Source organism: Streptomyces formicae (genome assembly GCF_002556545.1).
GTDB classification, from domain to species: Bacteria; Actinomycetota; Actinomycetes; order Streptomycetales; family Streptomycetaceae; genus Streptomyces; species Streptomyces formicae_A.
Map to the genome: position 1 here is coordinate 2,960,947 of NZ_CP022685.1, position 15,596 is coordinate 2,976,542.

General features: G+C 72.3%; 11 protein-coding genes. 7 read left to right on the forward strand and 4 right to left on the reverse strand.

Going from position 1 to position 15,596, the window contains the following annotated elements; translation table 11 throughout:
• Nucleotides 1–10 precede the first annotated feature (10 nt).
• Entirely contained in the window at nt 11–814 is an 804-nt protein-coding gene (locus KY5_RS12565) for an FkbM family methyltransferase (protein ID WP_098242324.1), read from the forward strand.
• The gene (locus KY5_RS12570) at nt 795–1,403 is read left to right on the forward strand and encodes a hypothetical protein (protein ID WP_098242325.1); all 609 of its coding nucleotides are present in this window, start codon (nt 795–797) and stop codon (nt 1,401–1,403) included. Before KY5_RS12565 ends, KY5_RS12570 begins: the two co-directional genes overlap by 20 nt.
• Here KY5_RS12570 and KY5_RS12575 read toward each other — a convergent pair.
• Nucleotides 1,393–1,689: a hypothetical protein gene (locus KY5_RS12575; protein ID WP_098242326.1), complete on the reverse strand. Its 297-nt coding sequence runs from the start codon at nt 1,687–1,689 to the stop codon at nt 1,393–1,395. The two genes, KY5_RS12570 and KY5_RS12575, sit on opposite strands and share 11 nt — an antisense overlap.
• Nucleotides 1,690–1,920: 231 nt before the next feature.
• On the opposite strand from KY5_RS12575, the gene KY5_RS12580 reads away from it, so the two are divergent.
• The 4 genes from KY5_RS12580 to KY5_RS12595 all read left to right on the forward strand — a co-directional run bounded on the left by KY5_RS12580 (nt 1,921) and on the right by KY5_RS12595 (nt 5,780).
• Nucleotides 1,921–2,826 carry a LysR family transcriptional regulator gene (locus tag KY5_RS12580; RefSeq protein WP_098242327.1) on the forward strand — a complete coding sequence of 302 codons (906 nt, stop codon included), beginning with the start codon at nt 1,921–1,923 and terminating at the stop codon, nt 2,824–2,826.
• 111 nt (nt 2,827–2,937) lie between these two features.
• Nucleotides 2,938–3,507: a cysteine dioxygenase family protein gene (locus tag KY5_RS12585; RefSeq protein ID WP_098242328.1), complete on the forward strand. Its 570-nt coding sequence runs from the start codon at nt 2,938–2,940 to the stop codon at nt 3,505–3,507.
• Nucleotides 3,507–4,583, forward strand: a complete 1,077-nt coding sequence (locus tag KY5_RS12590) for a YeiH family protein (protein ID WP_098242329.1) — start codon at nt 3,507–3,509, stop codon at nt 4,581–4,583. The genes KY5_RS12585 and KY5_RS12590 overlap by 1 nt, the downstream gene beginning before the upstream one ends.
• Nucleotides 4,584–4,661: 78 nt before the next feature.
• Nucleotides 4,662–5,780, forward strand: coding sequence for an epoxide hydrolase family protein (locus KY5_RS12595; RefSeq protein WP_098247211.1), 1,119 nt, complete (start codon nt 4,662–4,664; stop codon nt 5,778–5,780).
• A gap of 357 nt (nt 5,781–6,137) precedes the next feature.
• Here the strand turns inward: KY5_RS12595 and KY5_RS12605 are convergent, their stop codons facing one another.
• Nucleotides 6,138–7,394, reverse strand: coding sequence for an acyltransferase family protein (locus KY5_RS12605; RefSeq protein ID WP_098242331.1), 1,257 nt, complete (start codon nt 7,392–7,394; stop codon nt 6,138–6,140).
• Nucleotides 7,391–9,817 (reverse strand): glycosyltransferase, encoded by a 2,427-nt coding sequence (locus KY5_RS12610; protein WP_098242332.1) that lies wholly within the window; start codon nt 9,815–9,817, stop codon nt 7,391–7,393. The genes KY5_RS12605 and KY5_RS12610 overlap by 4 nt, the downstream gene beginning before the upstream one ends.
• Before the next feature lie 226 nt (nt 9,818–10,043).
• Between KY5_RS12610 and KY5_RS12615 the strand changes: the two genes are divergently transcribed.
• Complete coding sequence (locus tag KY5_RS12615) at nt 10,044–11,495, forward strand: acyl-CoA synthetase (protein WP_098242333.1); 1,452 nt, start codon at nt 10,044–10,046, stop codon at nt 11,493–11,495.
• A gap of 107 nt (nt 11,496–11,602) precedes the next feature.
• Here the strand turns inward: KY5_RS12615 and KY5_RS12620 are convergent, their stop codons facing one another.
• Complete coding sequence (locus KY5_RS12620) at nt 11,603–15,274, reverse strand: S8 family serine peptidase (protein WP_098242334.1); 3,672 nt, start codon at nt 15,272–15,274, stop codon at nt 11,603–11,605.
• Between the last annotated feature and the right edge of the window lie 322 nt (nt 15,275–15,596).

A 15,596-nucleotide genomic window follows, 5' to 3' on the forward strand; every position in this document is an offset into this window, starting at 1 on the left:
CGGGGGCCCCATGACTTTCGCCGCGCGCGTCGCGCCCTACGTCCCCGACCGCCTGGTCGCCGCCCTGGCCCGCCTCGTCTATCCGCGCTTCGAGCCCGAGCTGGCCCGCCTCGCCGACCTCTGCCCGCCGGACTGCGGCACCGCCGTGGACGTCGGCGGCTGGTACGGCCCCTGGTCGGCGCGGCTTGCCGCGCGCGCGGAGCGGGTGGTGGCCGTCGAACCCGTGCCGCATCTGGCGCGGCTCCTCGCATCCAGTACGCCGGACAACGTCAGCGTGGTCCGTGCCGCCGCGACGGACCGCCCCGGCACGGCGCGGCTCTGGCTGCCGAGGGGCGACAGCGGGGAGCGGGGCGTCTCCTCGCTCATCCGCCGGGACATCCACGCCACCGCCGTCGACGTACCGTGCCTGACCCTCGACGGTCTCGGCCTGCGGGACGTCCACTTCGTCAAGATCGACGTGGACGGCAACGAGCTGCCGGTCCTTCGCGGCGCGCACGAGCTGATCGCACGCGACCGTCCGGCGATCTTCATCGAGCTGGAGTCCCGGATCCAGCCGATCACGCCGATCGTGGAGCTCCTGACAGGACACCACGGCTACCGGGGCTGGGTCCTTCCGCACGACACCTGGCTGCCGCTGGGCGCCTTCGACCTGGAGGCGCACCAGTCCGGCACGTCGTACGTCGTCACCCAGGGGCTGCTGCGCCGGGTGCTCACGCCGAGGCATCCCCGGTACGTCAACTCGGTGCTGTTCCTGCCCGAAGGCCGCCGCCCGGGAGCCTTCCCCGTGCGCGACGATGGGGCACATGTCCGCTAGCTCCGCCGCGTCCCCCGGCCCCTTCACCGCGCTCGACTTCCAGCTGGTCCTGCTGCGCCGCATGGCCGACCACAACCCGGACCTCGTGGAGAGCGCACGCCACCTGCTGGGCGTCTCCATCGCCGAGATGCGCGAGGCCAACCGGCGCTGGCAGGCGATGACCAGATCGGCCAGGTCCCGGGGCGCCGCCGCGCGCTACCGCTCGGTCCTCGGCGTCCCCGAGTCGACCGCCCGCAGGGCGATGGGCGACCTGGAGTGCGAGGCGCTGCTCTGGCCGGTCCCGCTCTGGCCCGGGCTGCGCTTCGAGGTGCTGCTCGCGCCGAACGGCGCGGTGTGGAACGAGTGGCTGGTGCGGGCGCCCGGGGCGACGGGTCCCACCCTGCGCACGGTCGACGACCTGACCCCGTGGTCGTGCACGGTCGACGAGGCGGCCCGCGCGTTCGCGCCCGCGAGGCCCATGGAGGGGACGGCGCCGACGCGCTGGCGCCTCGCGTTCTCCGCGCCCGGCCCCGGCGGTGAACTCCGGCGCTGCGTCGCGGAGTTCACCTGGGGGCTGCTTCAGCGTGTGGAGTCACACGTCAGAGGATGAAGACGCTCTGCGCCGTCTCCGTGTGGTACGTCTCGCCCGGGTACACCAGCCATTCGACCTGGCCCGTGCAGTCCGGGCCCGAGTGGACCTCGGCGATGGCGTCGGTGTGGTTGGTCACCGAGGTCGGGAACCAGTCCACGGAGTAGCAGCCGCTCGGGTCCTCGTAGGCTTGACCGTTGACGATCAGGACCCCCTGCGCCGCGTACGCCGAGCTCGGCACGGAGACCGCGAGCGCCGTGGCCGCCGCCAGCGCCCCGAGAACCGTGGTGATGCGTCGTCGCCTCATGCGTGTGCCCTCCACCTCGCGGACCGCCCCCTCGGCGATCCACTGAAGTGACCCACAGTAGTGGATCAGATACGCGTTGCGACCGGCGCACGGAGGCGACCGGGGCCCGGGCGCGCGCCGTTCACACTCCCGTCCTTCGTCCCGTGCCGCTCCCCGCCCCCGCCGGGCGGGACCCCCAAGCCGCAACCCCACCCTTGTTCGACCCTTCCAACATCTGCTTATGATTCACCGGTGTTCGACTCACGGCACATCAAGACGTTTCACGAAGTGGTCCGGGCCGGGTCGTACTCGGCGGCCGCCCGCTCGCTCGGCTACACACAACCGGCGATCACCCAGCAGATGAAGGCCCTCGAACGGTCCGTGGGGACACCGCTGTTCACTCGGGTCGGGCGCGCCATGCGGCTCACCGAGGCCGGTGAGGCGCTGTCGCGGCACGCGGGGATCATCCTGGCCGACATCTCCACCGCGCAGCAGCAGATGAACGCGATCACCCGGCTGCGTTCGGGCCGGGTGCGGGTCTGCGCCTTCCCCAGCGCCAACGCCACCCTCATCCCCGAGGCCCTCGCCATGCTCGCCTCCGGGCATCCCGGGGTGCGCGTGGAGCTCCTGGAGGACGAGCCGCCGGAGTCGCTGCGGCGCGTGGTGCGCGGCGAGTGCGACGTCACGCTCGCCTTCACCTATCCCGGCCTGCACGAAGAGGTGCCGGACGAGCTGGTGGAGATCCCGTTGATGGAGGACCAGCTGACGGTCCTCATGCCGAGCGGGCACCCCATGGCCAGGCGGCGTTCGGTCAAGCTCGCCGAACTGGCGCAGGAGCGGTGGATCGCGGGCTGCCCGCGCTGTCGCGCCAACTTCCTGCACGAGTGCGCCGAACTCGGCTTCGCGCCCGACATCGCGTTCACCACCGACGACAACCTGGTGGTGCAGAGCCTGGTCGCCGAGGGGCTCGGCGTGGCGATGATGCCCGGTCTCGTACTGAACTTCCTCTGCCACAGGAAGGTGACGGGCCGCGCCCTGGACCCGGCGTCCCGGCGGCAGGTCTCGGCGTACGTCCTCAAGGACCATCTGCGCATTCCGGCCACCGCGCTCGTCGTCGACGTACTGAAATCGGTGGCGGCCAACCGCGTCGGCTGCTGAACCGGAGCGGGCCGAGAGCGCCCCCGTCCGCCCCGTCCATAAGCAGAAGTTTCAGTACGGCGAAAGAACTGTCGTTGGACGTGATGGACGGGGCGCCACGACGCTGCTCATATGACCACTACGACCGCGTACCGGGCCGCCCGGACCACCGCACGCCTGGACTCCCTCGTCGCCGACGTGCGCGAGGCCGTCGGCCGCGGCCTGCCGCCCGACCTGACCGCGTACCTGGTCGGCGAGCGCCTCGCGCCGCACCTCGGCGCCGCCGATCTGCTCACCGACGAGCAGTGCGAGGGCGACTCCGAGTGTTACCGCCAGCACGTGCTGCACGCCGAACAGGACGGCAGCTTCTCGATCGTGGCCCTGGTCTGGCTGCCGGGGCAGCGGACCTCCGTCCACGACCACGTGTCGTGGTGCGTCACGGGCGTGCACGAGGGCGAGGAGCACGAGCGGCGCTACCGTCTGGTGCCCGCCGACGAGACCGGCGGCCCCGCCCGGCTGCTCGCCACCGAGGACGTGGTCAACCCGCAGGGCGCGGTCTGCGGCTTCGCGCCGCCCGGCGACATCCACCGGGTGTGGAACGCCTGCGGCTCGCGCGCGATATCCCTGCACATCTACGGCGCGGACATCGCCCGCCTCGGCAGCAGCGTGCGCCGGGTGTACGAGCTTCCGGCCGACCGGTAATGGCGCTGCTCGGAGAGCGCGCCAAGTCCCGTACGCAGAGCGTCAGTTCGGCGGTCGTACGCCCCAAGGGGAAGCCGCCGGGACTCGCCCTCGCCGCGCTCGGCGTCGCGCTCGCCTGGGGCGTGCACCAGCTCCTGCCCGGCGTGCCGATGCTCACGGCGGCCGTGGTCCTCGGCATCGTCGCGGCCCATCTCCCGGGCCGGGCCCGGATGTTCGTGCGCGGCCCCGGCAAGACGGGGCTCACCTTCGCGGCCAAGCGACTGATGCGCGTCGGCATCGTGCTGCTCGGCCTGAAACTGAGCCTGGACGACGTGCTCGGCCTCGGCTGGGCGTCGGTCGCGATGGTGCTGAGCGTGGTGGCCGTGACCTTCTTCGGCACCTGGTGGCTCGGCCGCCGCATGGGCCTGCGCGGCGACCAGCCGCTGCTCATCGCCACCGGCTACTCGATCTGCGGCGCGTCCGCGATCGGCGCGGTCAGCGAGGTCTCGGAGAGCGACGAGCGGGACACCGCGACCTCGGTGGCCCTGGTGACGCTCTGCGGCACCCTCGCCATCGCCGTCCTCCCGCTGCTCCAGGGCCCGTTGGGCCTCACCGACCCGGAGTTCGGGCGCTGGGTGGGGGCGAGCGTGCACGACGTGGGGCAGGTCGTGGCGACCGCGCAGACGGCGGGCTCCGGCGCGCTCGGCGACGCGGTCCTCGTCAAGCTGATGCGGGTCGCGCTCCTCGCTCCGCTGGTCGCCGCGGTGGCCCTCTCGGTCAGGGCCAGGGCGCGGGCGGGTTCCGGCGAGGGGCAGACGGCGGCCACCGGCACCAAGAAGCCGCCGCTCGTACCGCTCTTCGTCGTCGGCTTCCTCGCGATGGTCGCCCTGCGCACCACGGGCGTGCTGCCCGGCGGCGCCATCGACGTGGCCCAGACGGCGCAGGAACTCCTCCTCGCCGCCGCCCTGTTCGGGCTCGGCAGCGCGGTGGACCTGCCGTCCCTGACCCGCACCGGCGGACGCGTCGCGGCACTCGGGCTCTGCTCGTGGGTCATGATCGCCGGGATCTCGTACGTGGGTGTGGTCCTGACGTACTGAGCACCCCCGAGCAGGACACTTCACCATCGGAAGCCCTTGCGGACAGAACGTGTCCGCAAGGGCTTCTACGGTTCGGACATGAACACGAACACGGGCATCCACCCCTTCCGCGTCGACGTCCCGCAGGCCGAGCTCGACGACCTGAACGACCGCGTCACCCGCGCCCGCTGGGCCGCCGAGACGCCCGGCCAGGGCTGGGCGCGGGGCACCCCCGTCGACTACCTCAAGGAGCTCGCCGCGTACTGGGCCGACGGCTACGACTGGCGCGCGTGGGAGGCGAAGCTCAACGCGTTCCCGCAGTTCACCACGGAGATCGACGGACAGCGCGTGCACTTCCTGCACGTCCGCTCCGAGCGTCCGGACGCGCTGCCGCTGCTCCTCACGCACGGCTGGCCCGGCTCGGTCGTGGAGTTCCTGGAACTGATCGGACCGCTCTCCCGCGACTTCCACCTGGTGATCCCCTCACTCCCCGGCTTCGGCTTCTCCGGACCGCTGACCGAGAGCGGCTGGAACACCCGCCGCATCGCCCGCGCCTGGGCCGAGCTGATGCGCAGGCTCGGCTACGGCAGGTACGGCGCGCAGGGCGGCGACATCGGCAGCGGCGTCACGCGCGAGCTCGGCGTCGTCGACCCGGAGCACGTCGTCGCCCTCCACGTGAACGGCGGCACCACCTACCCCAGCGCCACCGAGGACGACCCCACGCTCACCGACCGCGAGCGCGCCAGGGTGCGGCGCATGAACGAGTTCATGAGCGAGGCGGGGGGCTACATCGCGATCCAGTCGACCAGGCCGCAGACCCTCGCGTACGGCCTCAGCGACTCCCCCGTCGGTCAACTCGCCTGGATCGTCGACAAGTTCAGGGACATGACGAACCTGGAGAAGGAGCTGCCCGACGAGGCGGTCGACCGCGACGTACTGCTCACCAACGTGACGATCTACTGGCTGACCAATACGGCGGCCTCCTCCGCCGCCGTCTACTACGAGGAGGCGGCGAACTGGGGCGAGCAGGAGCCGTCGTCCGTACCGCTGGGCATCGCGCAGTTCACCGTCCAGGACGTCGCGCTGCGCCGCGACGAGGAGAAGGCCAACAACGTGGTGCGCTGGCGCGACTACGACAAGGGCGGGCACTTCGCGGCCCTGGAGGCCCCTGACCTGCTCCTCACGGAGATCAGGGAGTTCTTCGCGGACTACCGGTAGCCGTACGGGACGGAGAGCGGATCCGAACAACGGATGGGAACGACTGGGCAGTTGTTCCCTGGAACAGGTGATCGTCACGCCAGGAATTGCGCGGGGCCCCCGTGATTGACGATGCTTACGGTGCGCAAGCGACGGGCTGCAGACCGTTACCGCGCTCCCGGTCCATGTCCCAAACGGGACCGGGGAGTTGGTCCCGAAAGTCCCACACGGAAGCATCAAGGAGAAGCGCCACCATGAACCTCATCACTGACGTCCTCGCCGGTCTCGTCCACTTCGTCGGCTGGCTGGTCTGACGTCACGCGCGGTCCGCAGCGGCGCCGCCTCTCCCCGTCCCACGGAGAGGCGGCGCCGCCGTGTTCAGCGGGTGGTGGAGCCCTCCGGATAGAAGTCCCGCGATGCGCCACCGGCGTCCTTCGCCCTGCCGAGCAGGCTCGCCGGGTACTCCACCAGCCAGTAGCTCGCCGTACCGACGGCCAGGGCCACGAGCACCACCACGAGCGCCGCGACCGGGAACCCGCCGCCCGACGACGGCAGCAGCCCGGCCTTGTCGAGCTCCAGCATCACCGGCTCGTGCCAGATGTAGAGGCTGTAGCTGATGAGCCCCACGGCGGTGACCCAGCGGGCCCGCAACAGGCCGTGCCAGCGCACCCGTTCACGCTCCCGCCGCCGGACGCGCAGCGTCGCGAAGAGCAGCACGGACCAGAGCAGCGCGGCCAGCGGGTGGTAGAAGGTGTGCGCGAAGTTCTCCGGTGCGGAGAGGTACGACAGGGCGTACAGGCCGCCGAACGCCGCGACGGACAGCGCCGTCACCCAGCGCGCGCCGATCCTGCCCCGTCCGTCACCGAGCGCGGTGAGCAGTACGGCGAGGGCCATGCCCGCGGCGAACGAGCCGAAGCGGGCCTGGGGGCCGAAGTACACCGGCCAGTCGGTGTGCGGGACGTGCCGGACGTAGTGCGCGTACGCGATCCATCCGGCGGGCAGCGCGAAGAGCGCGACGCAGCCCGACGCGCACAGCGCCACCCGCGCCCGCCGGGTCCGCAGCCCGCGACAGGCCCTGACCGCGAGCGGCCCGAGCACCACCAGGGCGAGGTAGAAGGCCACTTCCAGGGAGAGCGACCAGGTCGGGCCGAGCGTGTAGAAGATCCGCCCACGGTCGAAGACGTGGGTGAACGTCAGGTGTTGGACGAGGTCGCGCCAGTCGCCGGGCAGCGTCGGGTTGCGCATCGACCAGACGACGAGGACCGCGAGGAAGTACAGCGGCAGGATGCGGATGGCGCGCCGGAAGAGGAACACCCGCCACGGCCTGACCGATCCTTCGGCGCCGTCGATGGCGGCGCGCGCGTACGACAGCGTGAGCAGGTACGCGGACATCACGAAGAAGAGGTCGATGACTTCGAGGGAGACGAGCGCCCCGACGTAGGGGTTGTCGAGGGGCGGGTGCGCGCCCGCCGCGTCGTACCGGTAGTACTGCTGCCACACGTGGAAGACGACCGTGCTGAGCGCGGCGAGGCCGCGGAAGCCCTGGAGTTCGAGGGCCCGGCCCCGGGTGGCGGGGGCCGGGCGCGCGGGCGGGGCGGGGCGCGCCGGGGCCTCGGGCGCGACGAGCGAGGTCACGAACGACCCCCGACTCCGGCTCCGGCTCCGGCTCCGGCTCCGGCTCCGGCGGGATCGGACGCCGACAGGGCCCTCGGCGTGACCCGCCACTGCCGGTCGCCGAGCACCTCCTTCAGGTGCGCGGCCCGCGCCACGGTGTTCTTGAAGTGCGTGTAGAAGACCGTCGACACGAGGAGGTAGCGCCAGAACCAGCCCTTGTGGAACCGGAGTTCGGGCACCGCGAGCCGCCAGGCGAAGGCCGCCTGCACGAGCCCCGCCGAGAGCGTGAAGGCCGCCGCCATCAGGCAGACGGGCACCGCCCAGTCGAGCCGGTCGACGCCGCCCGCGCGCCAGGCGGCGTGCAGCAGGATGGGCAGGATCTGCAACGTGAGCCACGGCTGGACCTCGCGCCAGCCGAGCAGCACGAAGAGCCCGGTCTTCTGGCGCCGGGTGAACACGGGCGAACGCAGCCCGCGCCACAGGTGTGTGAGCGAGACCTGGAGCCAGCCCTGCGCCCAGCGCGAGCGCTGGTTCCACAGCGGCCGCAGCAGGGTGGGCGCCAGCTCGCGCGAGATGAGGGTGCGGTCCATGGCGATGCGGGCGCCCTCGTTCAGGGCGCGCATCGTGGAGTCGATGTCCTCGGTGAGCATCGAGCCGTGCATCCGGGTGCGGGCGAGCAGGTCGGTGCGCCAGAAGCCGTTGGAGCCGCCGAAGACCCCGAAGCCGTACAGCCGCGTACGGCCCGGGTGGCTGACCGCGTAGATCGCCTCGAACTCGACGGCGACCAGGCGCGCCACCCAGGAGCTGTCGCCGTTGCGTATGACGCAGTGGCCCTGGACGACGTCGTAGCCGTGGGACAGCCAGTCCCAGGCGTGCCGGAAGGCGTCGGGCGCCGGATGGTGGTCGGCGTCGAAGATCCCGACGAACTCGCCGCGCACCCGCGTCACGGCCGCGTTGAGGTTCTGCGCCTTGGAGGTGCTGCCCGGCACGGGCAGCAGAACCAGGCGCGGGTCGCGGCGCGCGATGTCCCGCAGGGTCTCCTCCACCGGCAGCGCGTGCGGGGTGTTGTACGCGAGGACGATCTCCAGTTCGTTCGGGTAGTCCAGGCGCAGGAACGACTCGACGGTGTCGACGATCGTCGCCGCCTCGTTCGGCAGGTACGCGGCGATGACCGCGCTGGCCGCGGGGTAGGGCTGCGCGGCGGCCGCGGGGCGCTGCTTCGCGTCGAGCGAGTAGAGGCATTCGAGGAGGATGAGCAGGGCGGACGTCACCAGGCCCGCGACCACCACCCAGTACGCGACCGACGCCAGGTCCCAACCCATGTCGTACGCCTGCTGGTAGAGCAGGAACGGCGCGCCCACGCCGAGCGCGAGCATCAGGACCGGCGAGAGCAGCGGCGTCATCGCGGCGAGCAGGGCACGCGGGCCGCGCCGGGCGCGGCGGTGGCCCGGCGCGGCGGCCGCGCGCATCCACGGCTCGTAGCGCACCGGGCGCAGGTCGCGGTGGCGCAGGGCCTCTTCGGCGGCGTCCCGCGCCTGCTCGACGGCCCGCGCGCCCGCGCCCCTCTCGGTGCCGGCGGCGAGGGGGGTCCAGCCGACGGCCGGGGTGAGCCGGACGTTCTCGTCGGCGACGACGAACCGGGTCCCCGCGGCGGCCGAGGCGAACTCCCGCAGGCTCGCGGCCGCCGTGTCCTCGTCGACGCCCGGCATCAGGAGGAGGAGGCGACCCGCCTCGTCCCAGCCGAGCCGGTCGCAGACGCTGCCGAGACGCTCGGCGACCTGGGCGAGCCGCTCGGCGACCTCGCGGCGCACGCGCGGCCCGAGCCGGGTCTCCAGGGCCGCCGTCTCGGCGACGCGGACCACGGCGAGCACGCCGCCGCGCCGGGCTGCGGCGGGCCGCTGGAGTTCGCGGTCGAGTTCGGCCATGAAGTGCGGCGCCGAGTACAGGCCGGTGCGCGGGTCGAGGAGCAGCTGGTCGACGGGGACGGGGACCCGGTGCAGCTTGGCCGCTATCCGGGCCGAGAGCTCGACCGGGTCGGACGCCTCGGGAACGCAGTCGTCGGCGCCGTGCCGCAGCAGCTCGGCGACCGCCGCGGGCGCCTCGGGGGCGGTGACCATGAGCAGCGGGAGCGCCCGCCCGGCAGGTTCCGCGCGGACCTCGGCGATGACGTCGGTGCCCTGGCGCCGCCCGTCGGGGCCGTCGTCGAGGGCGACGATGGCGTCGGGCGTGGCCTGCCTGACCCGGCGCTGCACATCACCGGGCACGGCGTGCGTGACCTCGTGTCCGGTGAGACGGAGCGTGCGGGTGAGCTGTTCCCTGCCGGGTCCTGGCGCGCCGACCGCGAGCACGTGGGGGTGGCTCGGCGGCGCGGGATCGGAGGTGGTGGACTGGTGCGGTATGAGCACCTGTTGACGGGCGTCGGGACGCCTCAGAACGTCGGACATGAAGGTGGTCCCATCCTGTTCGGATCGTGGGGGGAGGACCGGACTGCTGCTCGCTGATGTGCTCGAATGCGGGCAATCGGTCACATCAGCCTCAACGATCACTGTGACACCGCACCTTCAACGGCGTAACGCTCTCATTACGCGCCGGTGCAGAGACTGCACAGGCATCGCACCGGCCGCCCCGTCAACGCACTCACGACGAACAGAACTTGAGGAGTACGACAACGTGGATCCCCTCTTCCCGGCCCTGACCACCGCACGCGGCGAGGCCCTGCGATTCGGCGAACGCTCCCTCACCTACGCCGAACTGGCCACCACCGCAGGCGACTTGGCGGAACGGCTGCGCGACGCCGGGCGGGTGGCGCTGTGGGCGACGCCCTCCCTGGAGACCACCGTCGGCGCGGTCGCCGCGCTGCTCGCCGGGGTGCCCGCCGTGCCGCTCAACCCGAAGTCGGGCGACTCCGAACTGACGCACATCCTCGGCGACAGCGCGCCGTCGCTGGTGCTGACCGAGCCGGGGGCCGAACTGCCGTCGGCGCTCGCGGGTCTCGCGCGGCACGACATCGACGTACGGCCGGGCACGGACACCGGCGCCGGGGCCCTCCCCGCCGACCCCGACCCCGAGGCCCCCGCCCTGATCGTCTACACCTCGGGCACCACCGGCCCGCCCAAGGGCGTCGTCCTGCCGCGCCGCGCGATCACCTCGACCCTGGACGCCCTCGCGGACGCCTGGCAGTGGACCGGCGACGACGTGCTCGTGCACGGCCTGCCGCTCTTCCACGTGCACGGTCTGATCCTCGGCGTGCTCGGCCCGCTGCGGCGCGGCGGCTCCGTACGCCACCTCGGCCGGTTCAGCACCGAGGGCGTGACGCGCGAGCTCACCTCGGGCGCGACGATGCTGTTCGGCGTCCCCACGATGCACCACCGCATCGCCGAAGCCCTGCCCGGCGACCCGGAACTGGCGAAGGCCCTTGCCGGTGCGCGGCTCCTGGTGTCCGGCTCCGCGGCGCTCCCTGTGCACGACCACGAGCGGATCACGGGCGCCACGGGACGCCACGTCATCGAGCGGTACGGCATGACCGAGACGCTGATGATCACCAGCGTCCGCGCGGACGGCGAGCCGCGCGCGGGCACGGTCGGCGTGCCCCTGCCCGGCGTCGGACTGCGCCTGGTCGACGAGGCGGGCACGGAGCTGACGGAGGACGGGCCCGAGTCGGTCGGCGAGATCCAGGTGCGCGGCCCCAACCTCTTCACCGAGTACCTGAACCGCCCCGACGCGACCGCCGACGCCTTCGCGGCGGGCGGCTGGTTCCGCACCGGCGACATGGCGGTGCGCGACCCCGACGGCTACGTGCGCATCGTCGGCCGCAAGGCCACCGACCTGATCAAGAGCGGCGGCTACAAGATCGGCGCGGGCGAGATCGAGAACGCGCTCCTCGCCCACCCCGGGGTGCGCGAGGCGGCCGTCACCGGGGAGCCCGACCCCGATCTCGGCGAGCGCATCGTGGCATGGATCGTCCCCGCCGGCCCCGAAGCGCCGCCTTCGGAAGAGGAGTTGGCGACCCTGGTGGCATCGAACCTCGCCCCGCACAAGCGGCCGAGGTCCGTGCGCTATCTGGAGGCGCTGCCCCGCAACGACATGGGCAAGATCATGAAGCGGGCGCTGCCGCGTCAGTGAGCGTCGGCCGGGCTGGATCTTCCAGCCCGGCCGGCGTTTGAGGCCATCTTGTGGGGTCCAGGGGCGGAGCCCTTGGTTTCGGGAAGGGGCGGGGTGGGGGAAGTCCCCTACTTCACCCCCACCGCCCGGATGACCTCCTGAGACACGGAGCCGCCCCGGTCGTCGCTAGCGGAGGCTCGCAACGACACGGACGTAGCGTTACCGGGAACCTTCAACTTGCCTTCCCAGGCGGCCTTCTTGCCGTCCCGGTCCAGAGAGACGGCCGTCCAGGACGTGCCCTCGTCGTACGAGACGGACAACTCCCCGCCCCCGATGACCCCGGCGCCCCCCGCCCCCTTGACGTACTCGGCGAAGATCCCGACCGGCACGGTCCGCCCGCCCCGCACCTCGCCCGAGAGGCTCGTGTCCACGTCGAACCCGAGGTTCAGCAGCGGCAGGAACGTCTTCTTGTCCGCCGCCGTCTCCTTCGACCTGAACGTCCACTCGGCGTGCCCCTTCGTGCCGAGGACCCACCGCTGCGGATCGAGCGTCGTATCCGTCACGACCTTGTACGTCCGCTCGGCGGCATCCGCGTCCCACACGTAGACGGCCGAGCTCTTGCGCCGGTCGGCGCTCACGCCGTCCACGAAGACCTCGCTGTTCTGCGTCATGGAGTCCTCGTTCCACACGTCGCCGAAGCCGGTGTGGTCGGGCCCGGAGTCGCCCCAGCCCGGGACGTTGAACTCCAGGTTGTTGCCGGTGCGCGTCTGGCCCCAGCCGAGGCCCGTGCCGAGCCACGGGTGCAGCACGGGCTTGAACCAGTTCAGTTCGGTGTGCCTGCCGCCCCGGTAGGTGACGAGCCCGCTGCGCTCCTCCAGGGCGCCGGGCCCGGTGGACACGGATTCGTGCCACTTCTGCCCCGCGCCCGTGGAGACGTACTCGGTCCGCTCGGTCGGGTAGTCGATCTTCTCCTGGAAGCCGATGCCGATCGGGAAGGTATCGGTGAGGGAGTACCGGTACTCACCGCCCGCAGCGGGCTTCACCGCGTGGAACGTGCTGTCCACCACGGCCAGTTCACGCTTGGAGGGGCGGTAGACGAGGTCCTTCGGCACGGCGCCCTCGTGCCCCTCGGACAGGTCGTACACATAGGGCGTGTTGGGTGTGCCGGTGCTCTCGACCTTGCGGCCGGAACCGGCGGCGGCGATGAGCCCGGCCCCGTCCGCCGCGTCGACCGTGGCGATCTGGAGCGGCCGGTCGGCGTTGTCGTCCGTGCCGAACCAGGCGTTCAGTCGCCCCGGCTGATCGTCCGTCACGAACAGGGCGGCGGCGCCCGCGTCCTGGGCCGCCTGGCCGAGCCGCGCGGGGGTGACTCCCGCCGTACGCCGGACGACGACCGCCTTGCCGCGCACGTCCTTGCCCTCGTATGCGGCGGGGGTGCCGTCACCGGCGTCCACCAAGGTCCAGCGGTGGCGGCCCTCGGCGATCGTCCCGCCGGGCTGGGCGACGGCGTCCCCGACGCCCTTCACGTCCACGAGCGGCTTGCCGAGGCGCCAGACCGTGCGGTACTCGAAGCTGCCCTCGGTGACCTTCGCGGTCGGCGCCGCGAAGACGCTGTCGTACTTCACGGGCACCTGCACGGCGCCCTGGAGCTCGGCGCCGCCGGCCTTCCTGTCGTACTCCATGAGGAGCTGACGGGTCTCGGTGCGGCGGTCGACGTCGGCCTTGATCTGCCTCAACTTCCGCCCGTCCAGGGTGATCTCACGATTCCGGTCGAGCTCGACCTGCGGGTCGGCGAGGAAGCCGAGGCCGAGGGAGTCCTTGCCGTTGCCGCCGCGCACGTCGAGGAAGGAGGAGAGCGCGTACGTTCCCGGCTTCAGGCGCAGCTCCAGCGTGCCGGAGTCGCCGACGGCCGCCGGGAAGGGGTCGGTGTCCTTGACGAGCTGCTGCACCACCAGGTCGGCGGCGGTCGCCGCGCCGTCGCGGTCCTTGACGTGGACGGTGAGCGTGTACCGCTCCTCCTCCTTGACCAGGCCGAACGCGGTGTGGGCGACCTCCTTGCCGCCCGCGCTCGCGACCACGCGGCCGCTGGTGTTGCCCACGGCCGCCTCGGCTCCGTCACCGGTGACGGAGGTCGACGCGGTGCCGTGCGCGGGGACGGTGAGTGTGGCGTCGGCGAGGTGGACGACACCGTCCGCCGCTCCCTGCGCGGCGAGGCTCAACTCCACGGGCTCATCGGATGAGTTGGCGTACGTCAGGGTCTTGGTGACGGGCTTGTTGGCGTCGTACGGCCAGCCGTAGAAGCCGAAGTCGACGCTGCCGCTCGCGGTGACCTTCGAGCCGACGGCGTCCGGCACGCTGACGCGGCCCGCGCCCACCTCGTACGGGGAAGCGTCGAGTTGCTCGGAGGTGGACATCAGCGCGTCCTTGAGCCGCGCGGACGTCCAGTCCGGATGCTTCTCGGCGAGCAGCGCGGCCACGCCCGCGACGTGCGGAGTCGCCATCGACGTACCGCTCATCTCGGTGTAGAAGCCGTCGCCCTCGACCAGTTGCGAGCGCGCGGCCAGGATGTCGACGCCGGGCGCCGACAGGTCGGGCTTGAGCGCGTGGTCACCGACGCGCGGCCCCTGACTGGTGAAGTACGCGGCCGTGTCGCCGGAGTCGACGGCGCCGATGGTCAGCGCGGAGTCGGCGGCGCCGGGCGAGCCGATGGAGGAGGGCGCGCCGGTGTTCCCCGCAGCGATGACGAAGAGGGCGCCGGTCTCCTTGGTCAGGGAGTTCACCGCGGCGGCCATCGGGTCGGTGCCGTCGCTGGCCTCCGAGGAGCCGAGGCTCATCGACACGACCTTGGCATCGATGTCCTTGGCGGCCCACTCCATGCCAGCGATGATCTCCGACTCGCTGCCGAAGCCCTCGTCGCTGAGCACCTTGCCGACGGCGAGCGTCGCGCCGGGTGCCACGCCCTTCTCCTTGCCGCCGTCGGACGCGGCGCCGCTGCCGCCCACGGTCGAGGTGACGTGGGTGCCGTGGCCGTTGCGGTCGGCGACCTCCTCGCCGGGGATGAAGCTCTTGGTCTCACTGACCCGGCCCTTGAGGTCCGGGTGCCCGGTGTCGACGCCCGTGTCCAGGACGGCGACCTTCACGCCCTTCCCGGTGAGCCCGGCCTCCCACGCCTCGGGGGTGCCGATCTGCTCGTTGCTCCGCGCCATGTCGGCCTCGACGCGTCCGTCGAGCCAGACCTTGTCGATGCCGGACGCCTTGTCGCGCACGGACCGCCAGAGCGCGCCTGGCCGCTCGGCGCTGACGGCCGCGCCGTCCACGCTGGGCAGCGAGCGCACCTTCTCCGCGCCGGGCGGCAGGACGCGCGCGGCCCGGCTCGCGCCCTTGTCGTACGTGACGATGAGGGGCAGGGCCTTGGCGCCGGGCCCGGCGAAGCCCTGCCTGATCAGCTCCGTCACGTCGAACAGACGCTCGTCCAGGGTGCCGGAACGCAGCCGGGGCAGCGCCTCGTCCGGCACGACGGTGATGTGCCCGCCCGATATCCGGCTGCGCACGGCCCCGCTCGCCCCCGCGGGCCGCTCGACGGTGACGGACCGCTTGCCGCCGGGAAGGCGGTGGACGGTGACCTTGTCCCCGGTGATCAGGGTGACGGTCTCGGCGGCGCGTGGGGTGCGGGTGGCCTGGGGCGCGGAACCGTCGGGGCCGGGCTCGGCGGTGGCGCTCTGCCCGGCAGGAAGCAGGGCGAACACGAGACCGGTGGCGGCCGCGAGCCCGGCTCTTCGCCGGGCGGGGGCTCTGGTCATGGGGCTGCCTCTCTTCGTCGGACCCGGGCGGGGGTGGTGCCCGAGTGCTGCGAAGAGTGTCAGGGTCCTTGTGTTACAGGGGAGTTGACGGGAAGTGGCGGAAAGCCGCCAGGGCACGTTCCCGCCAGGGGGCGTACGCGGAGGTGTCAGATCGGCGAGTATCCGCCTTCTCGCTACGGGGCTGTCCGGGTCCACTGGAACCGGGGGTCGGGGGATCGGGGGATCGGGGGATCGGGGGCCGTTGGTACCGGGGCGTACCGTCACCGCCGCTGTCACAGTCGCCGTCACAGTCGCCGTCAGAGAGCCCTCCCGTCAGGGGCGT